Genomic DNA, 18,784 nt, shown 5'->3' with positions numbered 1-18,784 from the left:
GTTCGACCGGCTGCTCGACCGTTACCCACAGGCACTCCATGGCGTTGATACGACAAGCACACCCCGCCTGTGGACAACGGTCGGGCGTTGTCGGCGCGGGCGCCTATCGTGGACGCAGTGGTCGACGGACGACGCACGGGGGAACCGACGGGGGACAGGACGATGGGCGCGACGGGCGGAATCAGCGAGATGCCAAGGATGACCGAGGGGCCGGGTGCGGCCGACAGCGAGGCGCTGGCCACACTCCACCGGATCTTCGGATACGAGGCCTTCCGGGGCGAGCAGGAAGAGATCATCGAGCACGTGGTGGCGGGCGGCGACGCCGTCGTCCTCATGCCCACCGGCGGCGGCAAATCGCTGTGCTACCAGATCCCCGCCCTGGTCCGGCCCGGTACCGGCGTGGTGGTGTCCCCGCTGATCGCCCTGATGCAGGACCAGGTGGACGCCCTGCGCGCGCTCGGCGTGCGGGCCGGCTTCATGAACTCCACGCAGGACTTCGACGAGCGGCGCGTGGTCGAGGCCGAGTTCCTGGCCGGCGAGCTGGACCTGCTGTACCTCGCGCCGGAGCGGCTGCGCCTGGAGAGCACGCTCGACCTGCTCTCCCGCGGCAAGATCTCCGTCTTCGCGATCGACGAGGCGCACTGTGTGTCCCAGTGGGGCCACGACTTCCGCCCCGACTACCTCACCCTGTCCCTCCTCGGCGAGCGATGGCCGGACGTCCCGCGGATCGCCCTCACCGCCACGGCCACACACGCCACGCACCAGGAGATCACCCAGCGGCTGAACCTGCCGGCGGCCCGCCACTTCGTCGCCAGCTTCGACCGGCCCAACATCCAGTACCGGATCGTGCCGAAGGCCGACCCCAGGAAGCAGCTGCTCGCCTTCCTCCGGGAGGAACACGCCGGTGACGCCGGCATCGTGTACTGCCTCTCGCGCAACTCGGTGGAACGGACCGCGGAGTTCCTGACCGCCAACGGCGTCGACGCGGTGCCGTACCACGCGGGCCTGGACGCGGGCACCCGGGCCGCGCACCAGTCCCGGTTCCTGCGCGAGGACGGTCTGGTCGTCGTGGCGACCATCGCCTTCGGCATGGGCATCGACAAGCCGGACGTACGCTTCGTCGCCCACCTGGACCTGCCCAAGTCCATCGAGGGCTACTACCAGGAGACCGGCCGCGCGGGCCGTGACGGCCTGCCGTCCACGGCCTGGATGGCGTACGGCCTGAACGACGTCATACAGCAGCGCAAGCTGATCCAGTCCGGTGAGGGCGACGAGGCGTTCCGCCGCCGGGCGGCCGCCCACCTCGACGCCATGCTCGCGCTGTGCGAGACGGCCCGGTGCCGCCGCGGCCAGCTGCTCGCCTACTTCGGCCAGGACGCCGAAGCGGCGGCGTGCGGCAACTGCGACACGTGCCTCGTCCCACCGCAGACCTGGGACGGCACGATCGCCGCGCAGAAGGTGCTGTCGACGGTGGTGCGGCTGCAGCGGGAGCGCGGGCAGAAGTTCGGCGCGATGCAGATCGTCGACATCCTGCTCGGCAAGCGCAGCGGCAAGGTGATCCAGTTCGACCACGACCAGCTGTCCGTCTTCGGTATCGGGCAGGACCTCACCGAGGGCGAGTGGCGGGGGGTCATCCGCCAGCTCCTCGCCCAGGGGCTGCTCGCGGTCGAGGGCGAGTACGGCACGCTGGTGCTCACCGAGGCGAGCGGATCGGTGCTGCGGCGCGAGCGCGAGGTGCCGCTGCGCAAGGAGCCGAAGAAGCCGGCCGGCTCCCGGTCGCGGTCGACCGGTGCCTCCGGGGGCGACCGCAAGGCCAAGGCCGCCGCGGCCGAGCTGCCCGAGGAACTGCTCCCCGCCTTCGAGGCCCTACGCGCCTGGCGCGCCGAGCAGGCCCGGGAGCAGGGTGTCCCCGCCTACGTCATCTTCCACGACGCCACCCTGCGGGAGATCGTCTCCCGGCGGCCCGGTTCCGTGCGCGAGCTGGGCATGGTCGGCGGCGTCGGCGAGAAGAAGCTGGCCACCTATGGGGAAGGGGTGCTCAAGGTGCTGGCCTCCCTGGACGGGGCAAGCCCGGCCGGTGCCGCGGTCCCCGCGGGCGCCGAGTCTGTGTCCGCGGACCCGGCCGGCACCGAACCCACGGAGGACCACTGGCCCGAGCCCACGGACGAGCCGGAGCCGGACGACTGGATATAGCCCGTCCCGGGCCGACATCCGCCTGCGGTCGGTACGGTCGGCGGTTGGGACAGTGTCGGATTCAGCCTGTCCGGGCCGGGACCGCTGCGGTCGGTGGTTACGACAGTGCCGTCAGTCCCGGAGCGAACGTGATCAGCAGGGGGAGCAGTGGAACCAGCGCGGCCACCGTCGTCGTGAGGGCCCGGTGCCGGGGCAGCAGCCGCGGTGGCGGTTCCAGCAGGCGGTCCACGCGTTCGCCGAGGAGGCGTCGGCTGGAGGCGCAGGAGAGGACACCCCGGTGCTGGTTCAGCTCGATCAGCGCGAGGGCCGTGGTGAGGTGCCCGCAGCGCCGGGACGCCGTGTCGTCCGCGGCCAGCTCGACCAGGCGGTGCGTCTGGTCGCAGAAGTGGGCGAAGAGCGGAACGCGCGGGAAACCCGTGGCGAGCGCGGTGGACAGGTGCAGCAGCCAGTCGTGACGGGCGCGTGCGTGACCACGCTCGTGTGTGAGGACGGCGTCCAGCTGGTGGTCCGTGAGGCGCTGCAGTGCCCCGGTGGTGACGACCAGCTGCGGCGGATGCCCCGGCATCCACCAGGCGTCCGGATACTCGTCCTCCAGCACCAGCATGGGCCCGCGTGCCGCCGGCAGCCCGGCCGGCAGGTCGGGGGCGCGTTCGCGCAGCTGCGCCCGGGCCTGGCCCCGGCTGCGGCGGGCCTCGACGAGTTCCCGGCCCAGCATCGCCGTCGTCCAGGCGGCCCCGCAGGCCAGCAGGACGGTGAGCGTGGTGGCCCACACCGGTGCGGTGGACAGGTCGTACGCGGCGGTGACGGCGGGCGGCGCGGGGGCGAACACACGGTCGCGCACGGTGTGGAAGACGGCCGCCGCGCCGAGGACCAGTGCGGTCAGGCAGCACAGCAGGACGGTGGCGACGAGACACTGCCACACCCACAGCGCGACCACGGGATCCCGCTCGGGCCAGGCGGCCCGGGTCAGCGCACGCGGCGCCGGTACGGCGGCCGTCAGAGCGACGACGCTCAGCAGGAGCAGGCAGAGGGTCATGCCGGGGCTCCGGTTCCTCGTCGGAGAGTTGCGCGGCTGGCAGGTGGTGCGGGGCGACGCGTCGGGGCGCGTCACGTGGTGCGTGTCCCGTCAGTATGACGGTCACAGACGGCTCCAGTCAGGTGCCGGAGGCGAACCGGCCGTCTTCCTTCGAGTCCGGCTCGCCTCGGCTCCGAGTCTCCGGCAGTCCTCCTTCTCCGGGAACGCCGGCCGCACCGCCTCCAGCACTTCTTCCTCTCCGCCGGAGGTGACTGCTTGCTACAAGCTGCCGCTCACCCCGACACGACCCGTCCGCCGACCTCTCCCAGGCCCACGCGGCGTCCGTCCGCGCCGGGTGCCCACGCGGACAGGGTCACCACGTCGCCGTCCTCCAGGAAGGCGCGTTTGCCGTCCGGGAGTTCCAGGGGCTCGCGGCCGTTCCAGGTCAGCTCCAGCAGGGAGCCCCGCTGGCGCTCCTCCGGCCCGCTCACCGTGCCCGAGCCGTAGAGGTCGCCGGTGCGCAGCGAGGCGCCGTTCACCGTCATGTGGGCGAGCTGCTGGGCGGCGGTCCAGTACATGGTCGAGAAGGGCGGCTCCGACACCACATGGCCGTTGATCGCGACGGAGATGCGCAGGTCGTAGCCGCCGGGCTCGATCCCGGGGGCCGAGTCGTCCAGGTAGGGCAGCAGCGGGTGCGTACGCTCCGGTGGTGCCACGCGCGCGTGCTCCAGTGCCTCCAGCGGGGTGATCCACGCCGACACCGAGGTGGCGAAGGACTTGCCGAGGAAGGGACCGAGGGGGACGTACTCCCAGGCCTGGATGTCCCGGGCGGACCAGTCGTTCAGCAGGCACAGCCCGAAGACGTGCTCCCGGAAGCCGTCGAGCGCGACCGGGCTGCCCAGTTCGGAGGGCACGCCCACGACGAAGCCGACCTCCGCCTCGATGTCCAGCCGGATCGACGGGCCGAAGACGGGGGCGGGGTCGCCGGGGCCCTTGCGCTGCCCGGACGGTCGTACGACGTCCGTGCCCGAGACGACGACCGTGCCGGAGCGGCCGTGGTAACCGATCGGCAGGTGCTTCCAGTTGGGGGTGAGGGAGTCCTCGGCGTCCGGGCGGAAGATCTTGCCGACGTTCCTGGCGTGGTTCTCCGAGGCGTAGAAGTCGACGTAGTCCGCGACCTCGAAGGGCAGATGGAGGGTCACCGACGACAGGGGGTGGAACAGCGGTTCGACCGTGGGCCGGTGCGCGGGTGCCGTCACCCACTCCGTCAGCGCGCGCCGCACCTGCGACCAGGCCGTGCGCCCCGCGGCGAGCAGGGGGCCGAGGGTGGGCCGCGCGAGCAGAGAGGCGTACGGCGAGCCGAGCGCGGCGGCCGCGGCGCCCGCGTCGAGGACGTGGTCCCCGAGCCGGACACCGACCCTCCGCTCCGTGCTGCCCGCGGGCGAGAACACGCCATAGGGGAGGTTGTGCGGGCCGAAGGGGTCGCCCTCGGGGACGTCGAAGGGGGGCATGGGGTGCTGCCTCACTCTCATCCGGGCCATGCATGGCGATGCGTTCCATGTGGTCGCGGCACACGTTACGGCCGGGATGCCTGTCTTGGGCAGTGTCCTCAGGCATCCCCCGGTCAGCGGTCGAAGATCGCCGACGGACGATCGAATGGCTGTCCGATCAGTGTCTAAAGAGTTAGCAATGTCCCAATGGCCCTTGTCGGAGGCGGCAATTCCGGCTTAGCGTACTTTGGGGGCACGGACGGGGTGGGTCCGTTCCATTGGGGGGACACGTGGGGGGACCCGTGGCCGAAAACACCGACGGCGTGCCGTTCGAGGCCGACCGTGACGTGCCGGGGCTGATCGTCAAGTTCGGCGACTACCCGCTGCACCACGGCGGCGTCGGCGCCATCCGCAGCCTGGGCCGCCTGGGCGTGCCCATGTACGCGGTCACCGAGGACCGGTACACACCGGCGGCCTCCTCGCGGTACCTGAGGAAGGCGTTCGTATGGCCGACGACCGGTGCGGAGGACCCGGCTCATCTGGTCGAGGGCCTGCTGCGCATCGGTCACCGGATCGGCCGCCCGACCGTCCTGATCCCGACGGACGAGGAGGCCGCGGTACTGATCGCCGAACACCAGGACGAGCTGGCCGGTGCCTTTCTCTTCCCGCGGGTGGACCCCGCGCTGCCCCGCCGGCTCGCCAGCAAGCAGGGGTTGCACGAACTGTGCGCGGAGCACGGCGTGGTGAGCCCCGCGGCCGTGTTCCCGCGGTCGTACGAGGACATCGCCGCCTTCGCCGGTACGGCCCGCTTCCCGGTGGTCGCCAAGAACCGTGAGGCGTTCGTCCGGCGCACGCGGCCGGCCGTGAACGGCACCACGAGGATCGCCACCCGCGAGGGTCTGCTCGCGCTCGCCCGGGACTGGGGTGAGGAACCCGGCGTGATCCTCCAGGAGTACCTGCCGCGCGAGGAGGCCGAGGACTGGATCGTGCACGCCTGCTTCGACCGGGACTCCAGCCCGCTCGCGCTGTTCACCGGGGTCAAGGTCCGCTCCTGGCCGCCGCACGCGGGCATGACGGCGCGCGCCTACGTCGTCGACAACCCGGAACTCGCCGACCTCGCCGCGCGTTTCATCAAGCAGATCGGCTTCAGCGGCATCATCGACCTCGACCTGCGCTTCGACCGGCGCGACGGACAGTACAAACTCCTCGACTTCAACCCGCGCATGGGCGCCCAGTTCCGGCTCTTCGAGAGCGAGTCGGGCGTGGACGTCGTCCGTGCGATGCACCTGGACCTGACCGGCCGCCGCGTTCCGGAGGGGGAACAGCGCACCGGTCACCGCTACATCGTGGAGAACATCGACCTCCCCGCCCTCCTCGCCTACCGCCGCAGCGGCTACACGACGCCGCACGCGCCGGCGAAGGCGAGCGGGACGGAGCTGGCCTGGTTCGCGGGTGACGACCCGCTGCCGTTCCTCACGATGCTCGCCCGCTTCGTGCGCCCGGGCGCGAAGCATCTCTATCAGCTGTGGCGGACCAACCGCCGCGGCAGCGGCACATCCACGAAGTAGGCAAGGCCACGAAGGTGGCGCACCGTGTCTCTGGGGAGGGACTTCGTGATTCGACCGGTTGCAGTCATCGGGGCCGGGCCGTTCGGCCTGTCCACCGCCGCCCATCTGCGGGCGCGCGGCATCCCCGTCCGTGTCTTCGGCGACCCCATGGTCAGCTGGCGCGACCACATGCCCGAGGGCATGCTCCTGAAGTCGACCCCTGTCGCCTCCAACCTCGACTGCCCGCAGCCCGGCCACACCCTCGCCGACTACTGCGACGCGGCCGGTATCCGCCGCCTGGTGACCGACGAGGACATCATCCCGGTGGAGACCTTCATCGCCTACGGCGAGTGGTTCCAGCACAAGCTGGTCCCGGACCTGGAGCGGGTGCGCGTCGTCTCCGTCGACCGCGACAAGAGCGGCGGCTTCGAACTCAAGCTGGACTCAGGGGAGTTGTTCACGGCGCGCGCGGTCGTCGTCGCCACCGGCCTGTCCGGTCTGGCCCATCTCCCGGCGGAGCTGGCCGCGGCGGCGGCCGACGGGCCCGCTGCGGCGGGCCCCGTCTCGCACAGCGCTCAGCACCACGACCTCGGCCGCTTCGCCGGCAAGGAGCTGATCGTGATCGGTGCCGGCCAGTCCGCGCTGGAGACGGCGGCACTCGCGGCCGAGGCGGGCGCCCGGGTGCGAGTGGTGGCCCGCGGGCGCGGCCGGGTCGCCTTCGGCGCCCCGCCCTGGAGCCAGCCGAAGTTCCGCCCCGAGTCCCCGTTCGGCCGTGCCTGGTCGCTGTGGGCGCTCAGCTACTATCCGCACCCCTACCGCTTCCTGCCCGAGACCACCCGCCACTACCTGGTCCGCCGGGTCCTCGGTCCGCTCGGCGCCTGGTGGCTGCGCGAGCGCTTCGAGAGCGGTGTGCAGGTCCAGGAGATCGAGCGGCTCATGGGCGCCGAGGCCCCGGACGGCAGTCCCGTCCTCACCGTCCGCTCCCTGGACGGCCGGACCGAGCGGCTCACCGCCGACCACGTCATCGCCGCCACCGGCTACCGCGTCGACATCGCCGCGATGGACTTCCTCGGCCATGAGCTGCGCACCCGGCTCGCGGTGAGCCGGGGCACCCCGAAGCTCGGCCCCGGCTACGTCTCCTCCGTACCCGGCCTGTACTTCACCGGACTCCCGGCGGCGTCCTCGTACGGCCCGGTGATGCGCTTCGTCTGCGGCACGGAGTTCGCCTCTCCACGCCTGACGAAACACCTGGCCGCGGCCCACGGCTGAGGTCCGTGAAGGGGAGAGGCACCACGCCATCCAGGAACCCACGGGCGCCACTTGTGGCCGAACAGCCCGCAAGTGTGGGGAAAGAGCGGTGAGTCGGCGGGACGCGGTGTCCGTATTCTCTGATCATGGCACCCACCCCCGCATATGCACTGATCGCCACCGACCTGGACGGGACGCTGCTGCGCGGCGACGACACCGTCTCCGACCGGTCGCTCGCCGCGCTCGCACGGGTCGCGCGGGCGGGCGCCCGGCATCTGGTGGTGACGGGCCGCCCGGCCCCACGGGTGCGGCCGCTGCTGGCGAACCTGGGCTGCACGGGGCTCGCGGTGTGCGGACAGGGTGCTCAGGTCTACGACGCCGCCGCCGACCGCCTGCTGTGGTCGGTCCGGCTGGACCCGGAGCTGGCCGAGACCGCGCTCGGCAAGATCGAGGCCGAGGTGGGACAGGTCTACGCTGCCGTCGACCAGGACGGGGTGGACGGGCTCACGCTCATCGAACCCGGGTATCTGATGCCGCACCCGACCCTGCCCGCGGTACGGGTCGGCCGGCGCGACGACCTGTGGAGCGAGCCCATCAGCAAGGTGCTGCTGCGCCACGCCACCCTGTGCGACGACGAGTTGGCGGCCGTCGCACGCGCGGCGGTGGGCTCGCTGGCGACCGTCACCATGTCGGGTCCGGGGACCGTGGAACTGCAGCCGTGCGGGGTGACCAAGGCGACCGGGCTGGCGCTGGCCGCCGAGCGGCTCGGGATCGGTCCTGAACAGGCCCTGGCCTTCGGGGACATGCCCAACGACATCCCGATGTTCGACTGGGCCGGTCGCGGGGTCGCCATGGCCGACGCGCACCCCGAGCTCAAGGCGGTGGCCGACGAGATCACCTTGTCGAACGAGGACGACGGCGTCGCCGTCGTCCTCGAAAGACTCTTCCCGGCCGACTGACCGGCACTTCAGTACGGCGCCGTCGGCCGGAGGCCGCTGCGCGCCGGTCCGTCAGGTGCCGGTGCGCACCGGCCCGCCGTACGTCGAGGCGCCGTGCGTCGGGTGCCGGTTCCGCCGTGGATCAGTACGCGCCGAACACGTTGTCGATGGACCCGTACCGCGCGGCCGCGTAGTTGCAGGCGGCGGTGATGTTGGCGACCGGGTCGTAGATGTTGAACGACGTTCCGGCCACGTGGTAGGCGTTGAACGTGGGGTCGATGACCTGGAGCAGGCCCTTGGACGGGATGCCCTTGGCCGCGTTGGAGTCCCAGAGGTTGATGGCCATCGGGTTGCCCGACGACTCCCGGATGATGTTGCGGTAGATGCCGTTGTAGGTGCCGGGGATCTTCTTCTCGGCCATGATCGCGAGCGACTCGCGGATCCAGCCGTCGAGGTTGTTCGGGTACCCGGCGGGGGTGGTGGCCGCGGTGGTCGTGGTGTCGGCCGCGGAGGCGGTGGTCGCGCCGATGAGCGGGAGCGCGAGGACGGCGGCACCGGTGCCGACGGCGGCGAGGGCGCGGACGAGGCGGTTGTTCCGGGGACGGCGGTACTGAACGGCAGCAGGCATGGGGAAGTTCCTCTCCGGCGCCTGCGAGGTGAGCTGTCGGGTTCGGGCGGGGAGGTGCCCGGCCGTGCCCGGGAAAGGCACGGCTTCACCCCTAGCCGTTCCGGTGCGGCATGTGCCGTCCGGTCCAGCGGCTTACCTGGGTCCCCCGCTCCTGCCGTACGAATGAGTTCGTCGATGGGTTACGCGGGCGGCGGCAGGATTCGGCGTCCGCCCGACGGCCCGGAACGTATGCGAGAGCACATGTCGGGAACAAGTACTGGATTCATACAACGCACTATTTGACCTTGATCTATGCCGTATGAGGTACTTGATCCTTTGCGGTTGCCAACTCTCAACTGGCCGACGGGGCAAGGGAGAACGGGTGCCGTGGCGAGCCTGATGGGTCGTGAGGGCGCGTGACCCAATTCACGAAATAGCAAAGTGCAGCAAATCAGACATGGGGGATTCGGGTGGTGCGCGCTCGGGGTCGGGCAACGGTGGAACCCGCAATGCGGCACCCGTCGTTCTCCTGGAGGACGCGGCGTGCGCGGAAGGAGGTGCCGGTCAGGAGGGTGGGCCGTCCGGGCGGATTCGGGCGTGGCCATGTGCCCGCCGCGACAAAGCGTGCAGGTTCCTGTTAAGTCGATAAATGTCCGTTCTTAATAGCCGATCAAAACCATACCGGTCATGATCCGATACCGCCCGGGCTGGACCGGTGGGCGCTATCGGTGATCGAAAGAGGACCGGATACGCTGACTCGAGTGATGGCAGCGACCTATCGACAAACCGTGTGACCGCCAGCAGACACCAGCAGACAGGAGACCCCTCGTGACCGTCGTCGGGCCGTTCGGGCTGAGCGTGCGGGACCAGGCTCTGGAAGCCGATGTCCAGGTCGGATTGGCGGCTGTCGAGGAAGGCTTGCTCGAGGCCACCAAGAGTGAGGTCCCGTTCATCACGGAGGCCGCGCAGCACCTCGTGCGGGCGGGCGGGAAGCGGTTCCGGCCGCTGCTCGTGATGCTCGCGGCACAGTTCGGCGACCCCTACGCGCCGGGCGTCGTGCCGTCGGCCGTGGTCGTGGAGCTGACCCACCTCGCCACGCTGTACCACGACGACGTCATGGACGAGGCGGCCGTGCGGCGCGGCGTGGACAGCGCCAACACGCGCTGGGGCAACTCCGTCGCGGTCCTCACCGGCGACTTCCTCTTCGCCCGTGCCTCCCAGATCCTCGCCGACCTCGGCCCCGAGGCGGTCCGGGTGCAGGCCCTCGCGTTCGAACGGCTGGTCACGGGCCAGATCCTGGAGACCGCCGGCCCCTCGGACGGCCGCGACCCGGTCGAGCACTACCTGGACGTGCTCGGCGGCAAGACGGGCTCCCTGGTGGCGGTCTCCTGCCGGTTCGGCGCCATGATGTCCGGCGCCGACGAGACGGTCGTCGACGTGCTCACCCAGTACGGCGAACGGCTCGGGGTCGCTTTCCAGCTCGCGGACGACGTCCTGGACATCGCCTCCGACTCCCGCGAGTCCGGCAAGACCCCGGGCACCGACCTGCGCGAGGGCATCCCGACGCTGCCCGTGCTCCGGCTGCGTGAGCGTGCCGCCCGGCTGGGGCTGCCCGAGGACCTCGCGCTGTGCGAGCTGCTGGACTCCGACCTCAGCGACGACGCCCGGCTCGCCGAGGCGCTGGCCGCGCTGCGCGCGCACCCCGCGCTGGAGCAGGCCCGCCGGGACACCGTCCGGTACGCGGAGGAGGCGCGGGGCGCGCTGGCGCCGCTGCCGGAGTGCGACGCCAAGGCGGCCCTGCTCGAGCTGTGCGACGCGGTGGTGCACCGCGCCGGCTAGCCGCCGTACGGCGGCGGTGCGACCCCTACGGGTCGGGGGAGCCGCAGGCCCTACGTGTCATACCGCAGGCGTAGACGGAGTTGCCTCCGAGGTCTGACGATTCCTCACGGCCGATTTGGTCAGATGGTAACCACGGAAATCACCACTCCTCACCGATTCGGGTGAGAATGGCGGCAAAGGTGGACCAGCGTGAGGACAGCCGCCGCCGACGACGGAGGTAAGGCACACATGGCACCGTACGAATCCGACGACGCAGTGGGCGCCGCGCGGGACGAGGACGCGCGCTCCGGCCGCCGCAAGGCCGCCCGGTATGTCGTCCCGGTCGCGGTGGTGGGGGTGGCGGCGGCCACGATCGGGCTGGTCCCGGCGCTCGCCGACTCCGGTGACCCCGACCTGCCCAAGATCACCGCACAGCAGCTCATCGAGAAGATCGCCAAGTCGGACGTGCAGCAGCTGTCCGGCACCGTGAAGATCAACACCGACCTGGGTCTGCCCGACCTCGGCGGCCTGGAGAGCAGCTTCGCCTCCGGGGCGGCGCAGGGCTCCGGCGACGGCTCCTCCGCCGACCCGCAGTCCAAGCTCACCGAGCTGGTCAGCGGCACGCACACCCTGCGCGTGGCGGCCGACGGCCCGGACCGGCAGAAGCTGTCCGTGCTGGAGCGGGGCGCCGAGTACAACCTCATCCACGACGGCAGGGACGTCTGGGGTTACGACAGCAAGAGCAACGAGGTCTACCACTCCACCGCGGCCGACTCCGGCAAGGACCGCAAGGCGCAGCCGCCGGCCACGCCCAAGGACTTCGCCGACGAGGCCCTGAAGGCGGTGGACGACACCACGTCCGTCACCGTCGACGGCACCGCGCAGGTCGCCGGCCGCGACGCCTACAAGCTGCTGATCAGGCCCAAGCAGTCCGGCACCACGGTCGGCGCGATCAGCATCGCCGTGGACGCGAAGACCGGGCTGCCGCTGAAGTTCACGCTGACCCCGAAGAGCGGTGGCGCCGCCGTGGTCGACGCCGGCTTCACCCAGGTCTCCTTCGCCAGGCCGGCCGCCTCCACCTTCGACTTCACCCCGCCCAAGGGCGCGAAGGTCACCGAGGAGAAGGACTCCGCGGCGCGGGAGCACGCCCCGAAGGCCGGCGAGGACTTCGGCAAGGGCCTGGACGGGGCCACGGTCCTCGGCAAGGGCTGGACGTCCGTCGTCACCTTCGACACCGGCGCCGGGGGCGGCCTGCCGACCGGTTCCCGGGGCGGAGACCTCGGCGGCTTCCTCGGCTCGCTCGGGGACAAGGTCTCCGGCAAGTTCGGCAAGGGCACGGTCTTCTCCACTCGCCTGGTCAACGCCCTGATCACCGACGACGGCACGATCTACGCCGGCGCGGTGACCAAGGACGCCCTGGTGAAGGCGGCGGACGCGGGGAAGTAACCCTTCCCGGGCACGACGAATCGAGGGGGAGCCGATGGACGCACCGTCCGCCACGCAGCGGGAGGAGCGCGACCCCGGGGACGCGTCGGCGAGCGTCATCGCCACGCGCGGCCTCACCAAGCGCTACCGCGGCGGGCAGCTCGCCGTCGACGGTCTCGACCTGACCGTCCCGGCGGGCAGCGTCTTCGGCTTCCTCGGCCCGAACGGCTCCGGCAAGACCACCACCATCCGCATGCTGATGGGGCTGATCGAGCCGACCGCGGGCACGGCCCGCGTGCTGGGCCGCCCCATGCCCCGGTCGGCCCGTGCCGTCCTCCCGCAGGTCGGCGCGCTGATCGAGGGGCCCGCGCTGTACGGCTTCCTCTCCGGCCGTGACAATCTGCTGCGCTACGACGCCGCCGACCCGGCCGCGGACCCCCGCACCCGGCGAGCCCGCGTCGCCGCCGCACTGGACCGGGTGGGACTCGCGGCGGCCGCGGGCAAGAAGGCGAAGGCGTACTCGCTCGGCATGAAGCAGCGCCTGGGCCTCGCCGCCGCTCTGCTCCAGCCGCGCAGGCTGCTCGTCCTGGACGAGCCGACCAACGGCCTCGACCCCCAGGGCATGCGCGAGATCCGCACCCTGATCAGGGAGCTGGCCGCCGACGGTACGACCGTCTTCCTCTCCTCGCACCTCCTCGACGAGATCGAGCAGGTGTGCACCCACGCGGCGGTCATGGCGCAGGGCAGGCTCGTCACCCAGGGCCCGGTGGCCGACCTGGCGGCCGGAGCGCGCGGCCGGCTGGTGGTGACCACCCCGGACGCGGCCGAGGCGGCCCGGGTGCTCAAGGAGCAGGGCGTCGGGGATGTCACCGCCGACGGCGACCGGGTCACCGGCGAGCCGCCGGTGCGGGATCTCGCCGAGGTGAACGCGGCCCTGGTCACTGCGGGTGTCCGGGTCCGGGGTCTCACGCTCGAACGGGCCTCGCTGGAGGACGCGTTCGTGGCACTGACGGGGGAGGGCTTCGATGTCGCGGGCTGAGGCGATCGCGGTGCCGGCCGGGCGCCGGCCGAGTCCCCTGTGGACCTTCGGGCTGCTGCGCAGCGAGCTCGTCACCACGCTCCGCCGCTGGCGCACGCTCGCCCTGCTCGGGGTGCTGGCCGCGGTGCCGGTGCTGGTCGGGATCGCGGTGAAGATCGAGACGCGGGGCGGCTCGGCGGTGGGCGGGGGTGGCGGCGAGGGCCCGGCGTTCATCACGCAGATCACCAACAACGGCCTGTTCCTGGTGTTCACGGCGCTGGCCGCGACCCTGCCGTTCTTCCTGCCGATGGCCGTAGGCGTCGTCGCGGGCGACGCGATCGCGGGTGAGGCGGGCGCGGGCACCCTGCGCTATCTGCTGGTCGCCCCGGCCGGGCGCACCCGCCTGCTGCTGACCAAGTACACGACCGTGATGGCGTTCTGCGTCCTGGCCACCCTGGTCGTGGCCGGCTCGGCGCTGGCCGTCGGCGCCCTGCTCTTCCCGCTCGGTGATCTGATGACGATCTCCGGCACCCGGATCAGCTTCACCGAGGGACTGGGGCGGGCCCTGCTGATCGCCCTGATCGTCGCCGCCTCACTGGTCGGCGTGGCGGCCCTCGGCCTGTTCGTGTCGACCCTCACCAACAGCGGCATCGCGGCGATGGCGACCACCGTCGGTCTGCTCATCACCGTTCAGATCCTCGACCAGATACCTCAGCTGCACGCGTTCCAGCCGTACTTCTTCTCGCACTACTGGCTGTCCTTCGCCGATCTGATGCGCGACCCCGTGTACTGGGACGACCTGGTGAAGAACCTCGGCCTCCAGGCCCTGTACGCGGCCGTGTTCGGTTCGGCCGCCTGGGCGCGTTTCACGGCGAAGGACATCAGCGCCTGAGCCCCCGGTACGTCGGTCCCCTCACCCTGACGCGGTCTCGTACGGGAAGCGGGCGAGGGGCGCGTCCTGCGCGAAGAACGTCTTCGCGCGCGCCAGCGCCTCGGTGTCGTTCCGTACGTCGCCGCGCTTGCTGCCGTTGCCCAGCAGAACGCCGCCGAAGCGCATCCCCAGGTAGGCGGCCGAGTTGTTGAGGGTGCCCGCATAGGGGTCGGCGACCGACGGCTCGTGGTCCGCGAGTGCGGCGATGCCCCAGAGCGTGCGGCCGGCCATCGTCGCCTTGAAGTCGAGGCCGGGGGTGCGCAGCCAGGCGGACCAGTGGTCCAGGTAGGTCTTGGTGAGGCCGGACACCGAGTACCAGTACAGCGGCGAGGCGATCACGATGTCCGTGGCCGCGAGTGTGGCGTCCAGCAGCAGGCCGGTGGAGGTGTCCGAGGGCGGCCGTACGTGGTCGCTGTCGTGCCTGAGGTCCACGAAGTCCGGCAGTGGGTGCTCGGCGAGGCGGATCCAGCGCTGTTCGACGTCACCGGGAAGCTGTTCGGCGGCCGTGCGGGCCAGGAACTCGGTGTTGCCCTCGGCGCGGGCGCTGCCCAGGACGAAGAGGAAGCGGCGGCTCATGGGTCCCCCAGTGGAGCGGTGTCCTACCAAAAATAAAGGCGTCTGCATTTTATGCACACGCAAGCAATTTTCTCCAGGGTGCGGCTGGTGCGAGGCTGTGACGTCGCGGTGACGCGGAAGCCGGGGGCAGCCGACACACTGGTCGGCAGGACGCGTACGACCGGATCGCGGCGCCGGGGAGTGAGGAAGTACCGATGTCTCGACTCAGCTTCGAGAAGAAGCGGGCGCAGCAGCCCGCGGCGCATCCGGCGGCGGTGGCCGTCCGGGTGTTCGGCGCGGGAGGCGCGTCGGTGGACGGGACGTCCGTCGTGGCGGCACCGGGCGAAGAGATCCAGCAGGCCGTCCTGAACCACCTCCAGTGCCTGGCCATCAGCCTCGGCACCCCGATACGCGCCACCATCCAGGACGACCGCGCGGGCTGCGTGGTCCCCCTGGAGGTCTCGGCCGACGGCTCGAGCCGGGTGACGGGGGAACCCGTTCGGGTGACTTCCGGGGAGGTGCCGGGGGCGGTGGACGTGGCTCCGGAACCGCGGTCCCGGCCGGCCGGGACGGTGCAGGCGCCGACGGGGCAGTTCGGGCCCCCGCCCGTCATGGACGCACCGGTGACCGTCGCCGAGAGGCCGGCGACCGTCCTCGGGGACGCGCCGGAGACCCGCGCCGACAGGCCGGAGACCCGCTCGTACGCACCGGTGGACATGGGCGCGCACGCGGCCGCCACGCCCGCGCCCACGGCGGTGCGGGAAGCGGCATCGGTCCTCGCCTCCGTGTCCGCCGATGCGGAGCGTCCCACCTCCTCGACCCCCACGCCGCCCCGAGGGTTCGACGCCGTCGCCGAGGAGGTGCTGGGGGACGGGCCCGTGACCGAGACCGCGGAGGGGGCCGAGCTGCTCACCGAGCCGATGACACGGATCAACGAGGCCGTGCGCGCGGGCCGTATCGAGGCGGCGGCGGAACTCGCCGACCGCACGGTCACCGAGGCGTCCGCCGTGCTGGGCCCCCGCCATGCCGAGGTGCTGCACCTGCGGGAACTGACCGCCTACATCGCCTACTTGGCGGGCGACCCGGTCCGCGCCTTCCAGCTGTCCTTGGAGCTCGCCCGGCTGCGCCGCGACGCGCGGGACGCGGAGGCGGCCTACGGCAACGTGCAGAGCGCGGCGACCGCCTGGCGTGCGGTGCGCGACCCGGAGGAGGGACTGCGGATGGGCCGCGACCTGATCGAGCTGTGGACCGGCCTCACCGCGGAGCCGGGGCCCGCGGCCGACGACCCCGGCCCCCTGGAGTCCGCCCGCGCCCGCATGGTCCGCCTGACCGACCGGGCGGCCCGCGCCGCACGGGCGTGAGGGGAGGACCGGTACCAGCAGCCCAGCGGAACCCGTCGCACCAGGCCTACTGCACGCAGAACTCGTTGCCCTCCGGGTCCGCCATCACCACCCACGCGCCGGAGGGCTCCGTCACCTCGCGCAGCACCCGCGCACCCAGTGCCTCCAGCCGGGCCACCTCGTCCGCGCGTAGCCCCTCGCCGGGGTGCAGGTCGAGATGGAGCCGGTTCTTGCCGGTCTTGGCCTCCGGCACGCGCTGGAACAGCAGCCGCCTGCCGAGCCCGGTGCCGGTCTCCGGGTCGCAGGGGTCGTCGGGGTGCCGTACGGCGATCAGGTCGCGGAAGGCGGGGCGGCCGTGGTACTCGACGGTGGCCTCGCCGGGCAGCGCGCCGAGGGACAGCAGCCGTTCGACCAGGGCGCTGTTGTCCTCGGCCGTGTAGTGCAGGGCGGCGGCCCAGAAGTCGGCCTGGGCGTGCGGGTCGCCCGCGTCGATGACGAGTTTCCAGTGCAGCGGGGCAGGTGCGGGTGTCCGGGTCATGGTGACCACTTATAGCCGTGACCGCCGTCTACCGCCTCGCGGTCTCGGGATCCGGCTCGGACCCGGAGGCCACGTTCTGCGTCTTCCGTGCGGCCCCCACCGCGCCGGTCGCCGCGGTGGTGCGGGGCCCTCCGGTCTCCCTGGTGAGCGTGCGGGCCGTCCGGCGCGCGGACCGCAGCGCGTCGCCCGTGAGCAGGACCAGCGCCAGCCAGACCAGCGCGAAACCGGCCCAGCGCTCGGGCGGCATGGCCTCGTGGAAGTACAGGACGCCGAGCAGGAACTGGAAGACGGGGGCCAGGTACTGCAGCAGGCCGAGCGTGGACAGCGGCACGCGGATCGCCGCCGCGCCGAAGCAGACCAGCGGTATCGCGGTGACAATGCCGGTGGAGGCGAGCAGGGCGGCGTGCCCCGTCCCGTCGTCGACGAAGCTGCTCTCGCCGTGCGCGACGAGCCACAGCAGGTAGGCGAGCGCGGGCAGGAACTGGATCGCGGTCTCGGCGGCCAGCGACTCGACGCCGCCGAGGCCCACCTTCTTCTTGACCAGGCCGTAGGTGGCGAAGGAGAAGGCGAGGCAGAGCGAGATCCACGGGGGGCGGCCGTAGCCGACGGTCAGGACGATGACGGCGGCCAGGCCGGTCGCGACCGCCGCCCACTGCACGGGCCGCAGCCGCTCCTTCAGGAGCAGTACGCCCATCGCGATGGTGACCAGCGGGTTGATGAAGTACCCGAGGGAGGCCTCGACGACGTGGCCGGAGTTCACGGCCCAGATGTAGACGCCCCAGTTCACGGTGATGACGGCCGCCGCCACGGCGATGAGTCCGAGCCGGCGCGGCTGGCGCAGCAGTTCCCCCGCCCAGGCCCAGCGCCGTACGACGAGCAGGGCGACGGCGACGAAGGCCAGGGACCACACCATGCGGTGGGCGAGGATCTCCGTTGCTCCGGCGGGCTTGAGCAGCGGCCAGAACAGGGGGACCAGCCCCCACATGCCGTAGGCGGCGAAGCCGTTCAGCAGGCCTATCCGGTGCTCACCCTTGGACGTCTCGGCCACGGGCCCTCCTCCCTGTCATGTCAGGCGCACGGGAACGAAGGTAGCGCCGGGCACCCCCACCTGTCATGCCCGTATCGCCATACGGTCATGACAGGTGGAGGTGGGGGCGCCCAGGGACCGTCCAGGGGGCGGTTCAAGCCCGTGACCTTGAGTTCAGCCCTTGAGCGCGGCGGTGACCGCCTCGGCGAGGGGGGTGGTCGGGCGGCCGGCCAGGCGGGACAGGTCACCGGTGGAGACGACCAGCTCGCCCTTCTCGATCGACGCGTCGACGCCGGCGAAGATCTCGGCGAGCGGCTCCGGCAGCCCGGCACCGGTCAGGATGCCCTTGAGCACCTCGCCGGAGACGGCGTTGTAGACGATCTCCTTGCCGGTCTGCCGGCTCAGCTCGGCCGCGTACTCCGCGAAACCCCACGCCTCGTCGCCGCCCAGCTCGTACGTCGTGTTCTCGTGCCCCTCACCGGTCAGTACCGCGACGGCGGCGGCCGCGTAGTCGGCGCGGGAGGCGGAGGAGACCCGGCCGTCACCGGCGGCCTGGACGACCGCGCCGTGCTCCAGCACCGGGGCCAGGTTCTCGGTGTAGTTCTCGTGGTACCAGCCGTTGCGCAGCAGGCTGTACGGCAGACCGGAGGCGAGCAGCGCCTCCTCGGTGGCCCGGTGGTCGTCCGCCAGTGCGGCCGTCAGGCTGCTCGGGGCGCTGGTGTACGCGAGCAGCGCCACGCCCGCCGCCTTCGCCGCGTCGATGACGACCTGGTGCTGCCGCACCCGGCCCTTGTCGAACTCGTTGCCCGAGATCAGCAGGACCCGGTCACCGGCCCGGAACAGGCCGTCGAAGGTCTCGGGCGCGTTGTAGTCGGCGACAGCGAGCCGTACGCCGCGGGCCGCCAGGTCGGCGGCCTTCTTCTCGTCGCGCACGACCGCGGTGATCTGCTCCGCCGGAACCTTCTCCAGCAACTGCTCCGCGACGTGGCGGCCGAGGTGTCCGGTGGCTCCGGTGACGACGATGCTCATGGTTCAGAACTCCTTGGGGGATGCCGTGAGGACAGCGGATGTCGTAGGCCACTCACCCTAGGAGC

At 71.7% G+C, this 18,784-nt stretch carries 16 protein-coding genes and 1 riboswitch; of the genes, 9 read left to right on the top strand and 7 right to left on the bottom strand.

Going from position 1 to position 18,784, the window contains the following annotated elements:
- Positions 1–162 precede the first annotated feature (162 nt).
- Positions 163–2,193 carry a DNA helicase RecQ gene (recQ, locus tag ACGFRF_RS23870; protein WP_393743254.1) on the top strand — a complete coding sequence of 677 codons (2,031 nt, stop codon included), beginning with the start codon at positions 163–165 and terminating at the stop codon, positions 2,191–2,193.
- A gap of 97 nt (positions 2,194–2,290) precedes the next feature.
- On the opposite strand, the gene ACGFRF_RS23865 is transcribed toward recQ, so the two are convergent.
- Both ACGFRF_RS23865 and fahA read right to left on the bottom strand, forming a co-directional pair.
- On the bottom strand, positions 2,291–3,229 hold the full coding sequence (locus tag ACGFRF_RS23865) for a M56 family metallopeptidase (protein ID WP_393743015.1): 939 nt from the start codon (positions 3,227–3,229) through the stop codon (positions 2,291–2,293).
- A 272-nt stretch (positions 3,230–3,501) separates the two neighbouring features.
- The gene (gene fahA / locus ACGFRF_RS23860; RefSeq protein WP_393743013.1) at positions 3,502–4,719 is read right to left on the bottom strand and encodes a fumarylacetoacetase; all 1,218 of its coding nucleotides are present in this window, start codon (positions 4,717–4,719) and stop codon (positions 3,502–3,504) included.
- A 302-nt stretch (positions 4,720–5,021) separates the two neighbouring features.
- On the opposite strand from fahA, the gene ACGFRF_RS23855 reads away from it, so the two are divergent.
- The 3 genes from ACGFRF_RS23855 (at position 5,022) to ACGFRF_RS23845 (ending at position 8,452) form a co-directional block, all read left to right on the top strand.
- On the top strand, positions 5,022–6,266 hold the full coding sequence (locus tag ACGFRF_RS23855) for an ATP-grasp domain-containing protein (RefSeq protein WP_393743252.1): 1,245 nt from the start codon (positions 5,022–5,024) through the stop codon (positions 6,264–6,266).
- 45 nt (positions 6,267–6,311) lie between these two features.
- On the top strand, positions 6,312–7,514 hold the full coding sequence (locus ACGFRF_RS23850) for an FAD-dependent oxidoreductase (protein ID WP_393743011.1): 1,203 nt from the start codon (positions 6,312–6,314) through the stop codon (positions 7,512–7,514).
- A gap of 125 nt (positions 7,515–7,639) precedes the next feature.
- Positions 7,640–8,452 carry an HAD family hydrolase gene (locus tag ACGFRF_RS23845; protein ID WP_393743009.1) on the top strand — a complete coding sequence of 271 codons (813 nt, stop codon included), beginning with the start codon at positions 7,640–7,642 and terminating at the stop codon, positions 8,450–8,452.
- 121 nt (positions 8,453–8,573) lie between these two features.
- On the opposite strand, the gene ACGFRF_RS23840 is transcribed toward ACGFRF_RS23845, so the two are convergent.
- Positions 8,574–9,059 carry a transglycosylase SLT domain-containing protein gene (locus ACGFRF_RS23840; RefSeq protein ID WP_393743007.1) on the bottom strand — a complete coding sequence of 162 codons (486 nt, stop codon included), beginning with the start codon at positions 9,057–9,059 and terminating at the stop codon, positions 8,574–8,576.
- A gap of 3 nt (positions 9,060–9,062) precedes the next feature.
- A riboswitch (cyclic di-AMP (ydaO/yuaA leader) is annotated at positions 9,063–9,243 on the bottom strand.
- 623 nt (positions 9,244–9,866) lie between these two features.
- On the opposite strand from ACGFRF_RS23840, the gene ACGFRF_RS23835 reads away from it, so the two are divergent.
- From ACGFRF_RS23835 to ACGFRF_RS23820, 4 genes are all read left to right on the top strand, one after another.
- The gene (locus ACGFRF_RS23835) at positions 9,867–10,877 is read left to right on the top strand and encodes a polyprenyl synthetase family protein (protein ID WP_393743005.1); all 1,011 of its coding nucleotides are present in this window, start codon (positions 9,867–9,869) and stop codon (positions 10,875–10,877) included.
- Between the two features lie 228 nt (positions 10,878–11,105).
- Positions 11,106–12,302, top strand: a complete 1,197-nt coding sequence (locus ACGFRF_RS23830; protein WP_393743003.1) for an outer membrane lipoprotein carrier protein LolA — start codon at positions 11,106–11,108, stop codon at positions 12,300–12,302.
- Between the two features lie 34 nt (positions 12,303–12,336).
- Positions 12,337–13,320, top strand: a complete 984-nt coding sequence (locus ACGFRF_RS23825) for an ABC transporter ATP-binding protein (protein ID WP_393743001.1) — start codon at positions 12,337–12,339, stop codon at positions 13,318–13,320.
- Positions 13,307–14,191, top strand: coding sequence for an ABC transporter permease (locus ACGFRF_RS23820; protein WP_393742999.1), 885 nt, complete (start codon positions 13,307–13,309; stop codon positions 14,189–14,191). The genes ACGFRF_RS23825 and ACGFRF_RS23820 overlap by 14 nt, the downstream gene beginning before the upstream one ends.
- A 21-nt stretch (positions 14,192–14,212) precedes the next feature.
- On the opposite strand, the gene ACGFRF_RS23815 is transcribed toward ACGFRF_RS23820, so the two are convergent.
- Entirely contained in the window at positions 14,213–14,806 is a 594-nt protein-coding gene (locus ACGFRF_RS23815; RefSeq protein WP_393742997.1) for a flavodoxin family protein, read from the bottom strand.
- Positions 14,807–15,000: 194 nt separating this feature from the next.
- Here ACGFRF_RS23815 and ACGFRF_RS23810 point away from each other — a divergent pair, with 194 nt between their 5' ends.
- Positions 15,001–16,146, top strand: coding sequence for a hypothetical protein (locus tag ACGFRF_RS23810; protein WP_393742995.1), 1,146 nt, complete (start codon positions 15,001–15,003; stop codon positions 16,144–16,146).
- Between the two features lie 46 nt (positions 16,147–16,192).
- Here the strand turns inward: ACGFRF_RS23810 and ACGFRF_RS23805 are convergent, their stop codons facing one another.
- The 3 genes from ACGFRF_RS23805 to ACGFRF_RS23795 form a co-directional block, all read right to left on the bottom strand.
- Entirely contained in the window at positions 16,193–16,663 is a 471-nt protein-coding gene (locus ACGFRF_RS23805; RefSeq protein WP_393742993.1) for a VOC family protein, read from the bottom strand.
- 28 nt (positions 16,664–16,691) lie between these two features.
- Complete coding sequence (gene rarD / locus ACGFRF_RS23800; RefSeq protein ID WP_393742991.1) at positions 16,692–17,711, bottom strand: EamA family transporter RarD; 1,020 nt, start codon at positions 17,709–17,711, stop codon at positions 16,692–16,694.
- Between the two features lie 153 nt (positions 17,712–17,864).
- Positions 17,865–18,719, bottom strand: coding sequence for an SDR family oxidoreductase (locus ACGFRF_RS23795; RefSeq protein WP_393742990.1), 855 nt, complete (start codon positions 18,717–18,719; stop codon positions 17,865–17,867).
- Between the last annotated feature and the right edge of the window lie 65 nt (positions 18,720–18,784).

It is taken from the genome of Streptomyces sp. NPDC048521 (assembly GCF_043199855.1).
In the GTDB taxonomy this organism is placed as follows: Bacteria; Actinomycetota; Actinomycetes; order Streptomycetales; family Streptomycetaceae; genus Streptomyces.
The sequence above is the reverse complement of the archived record's forward strand: the minus strand, read 5'-3'. Positions and strand labels throughout refer to the sequence as shown.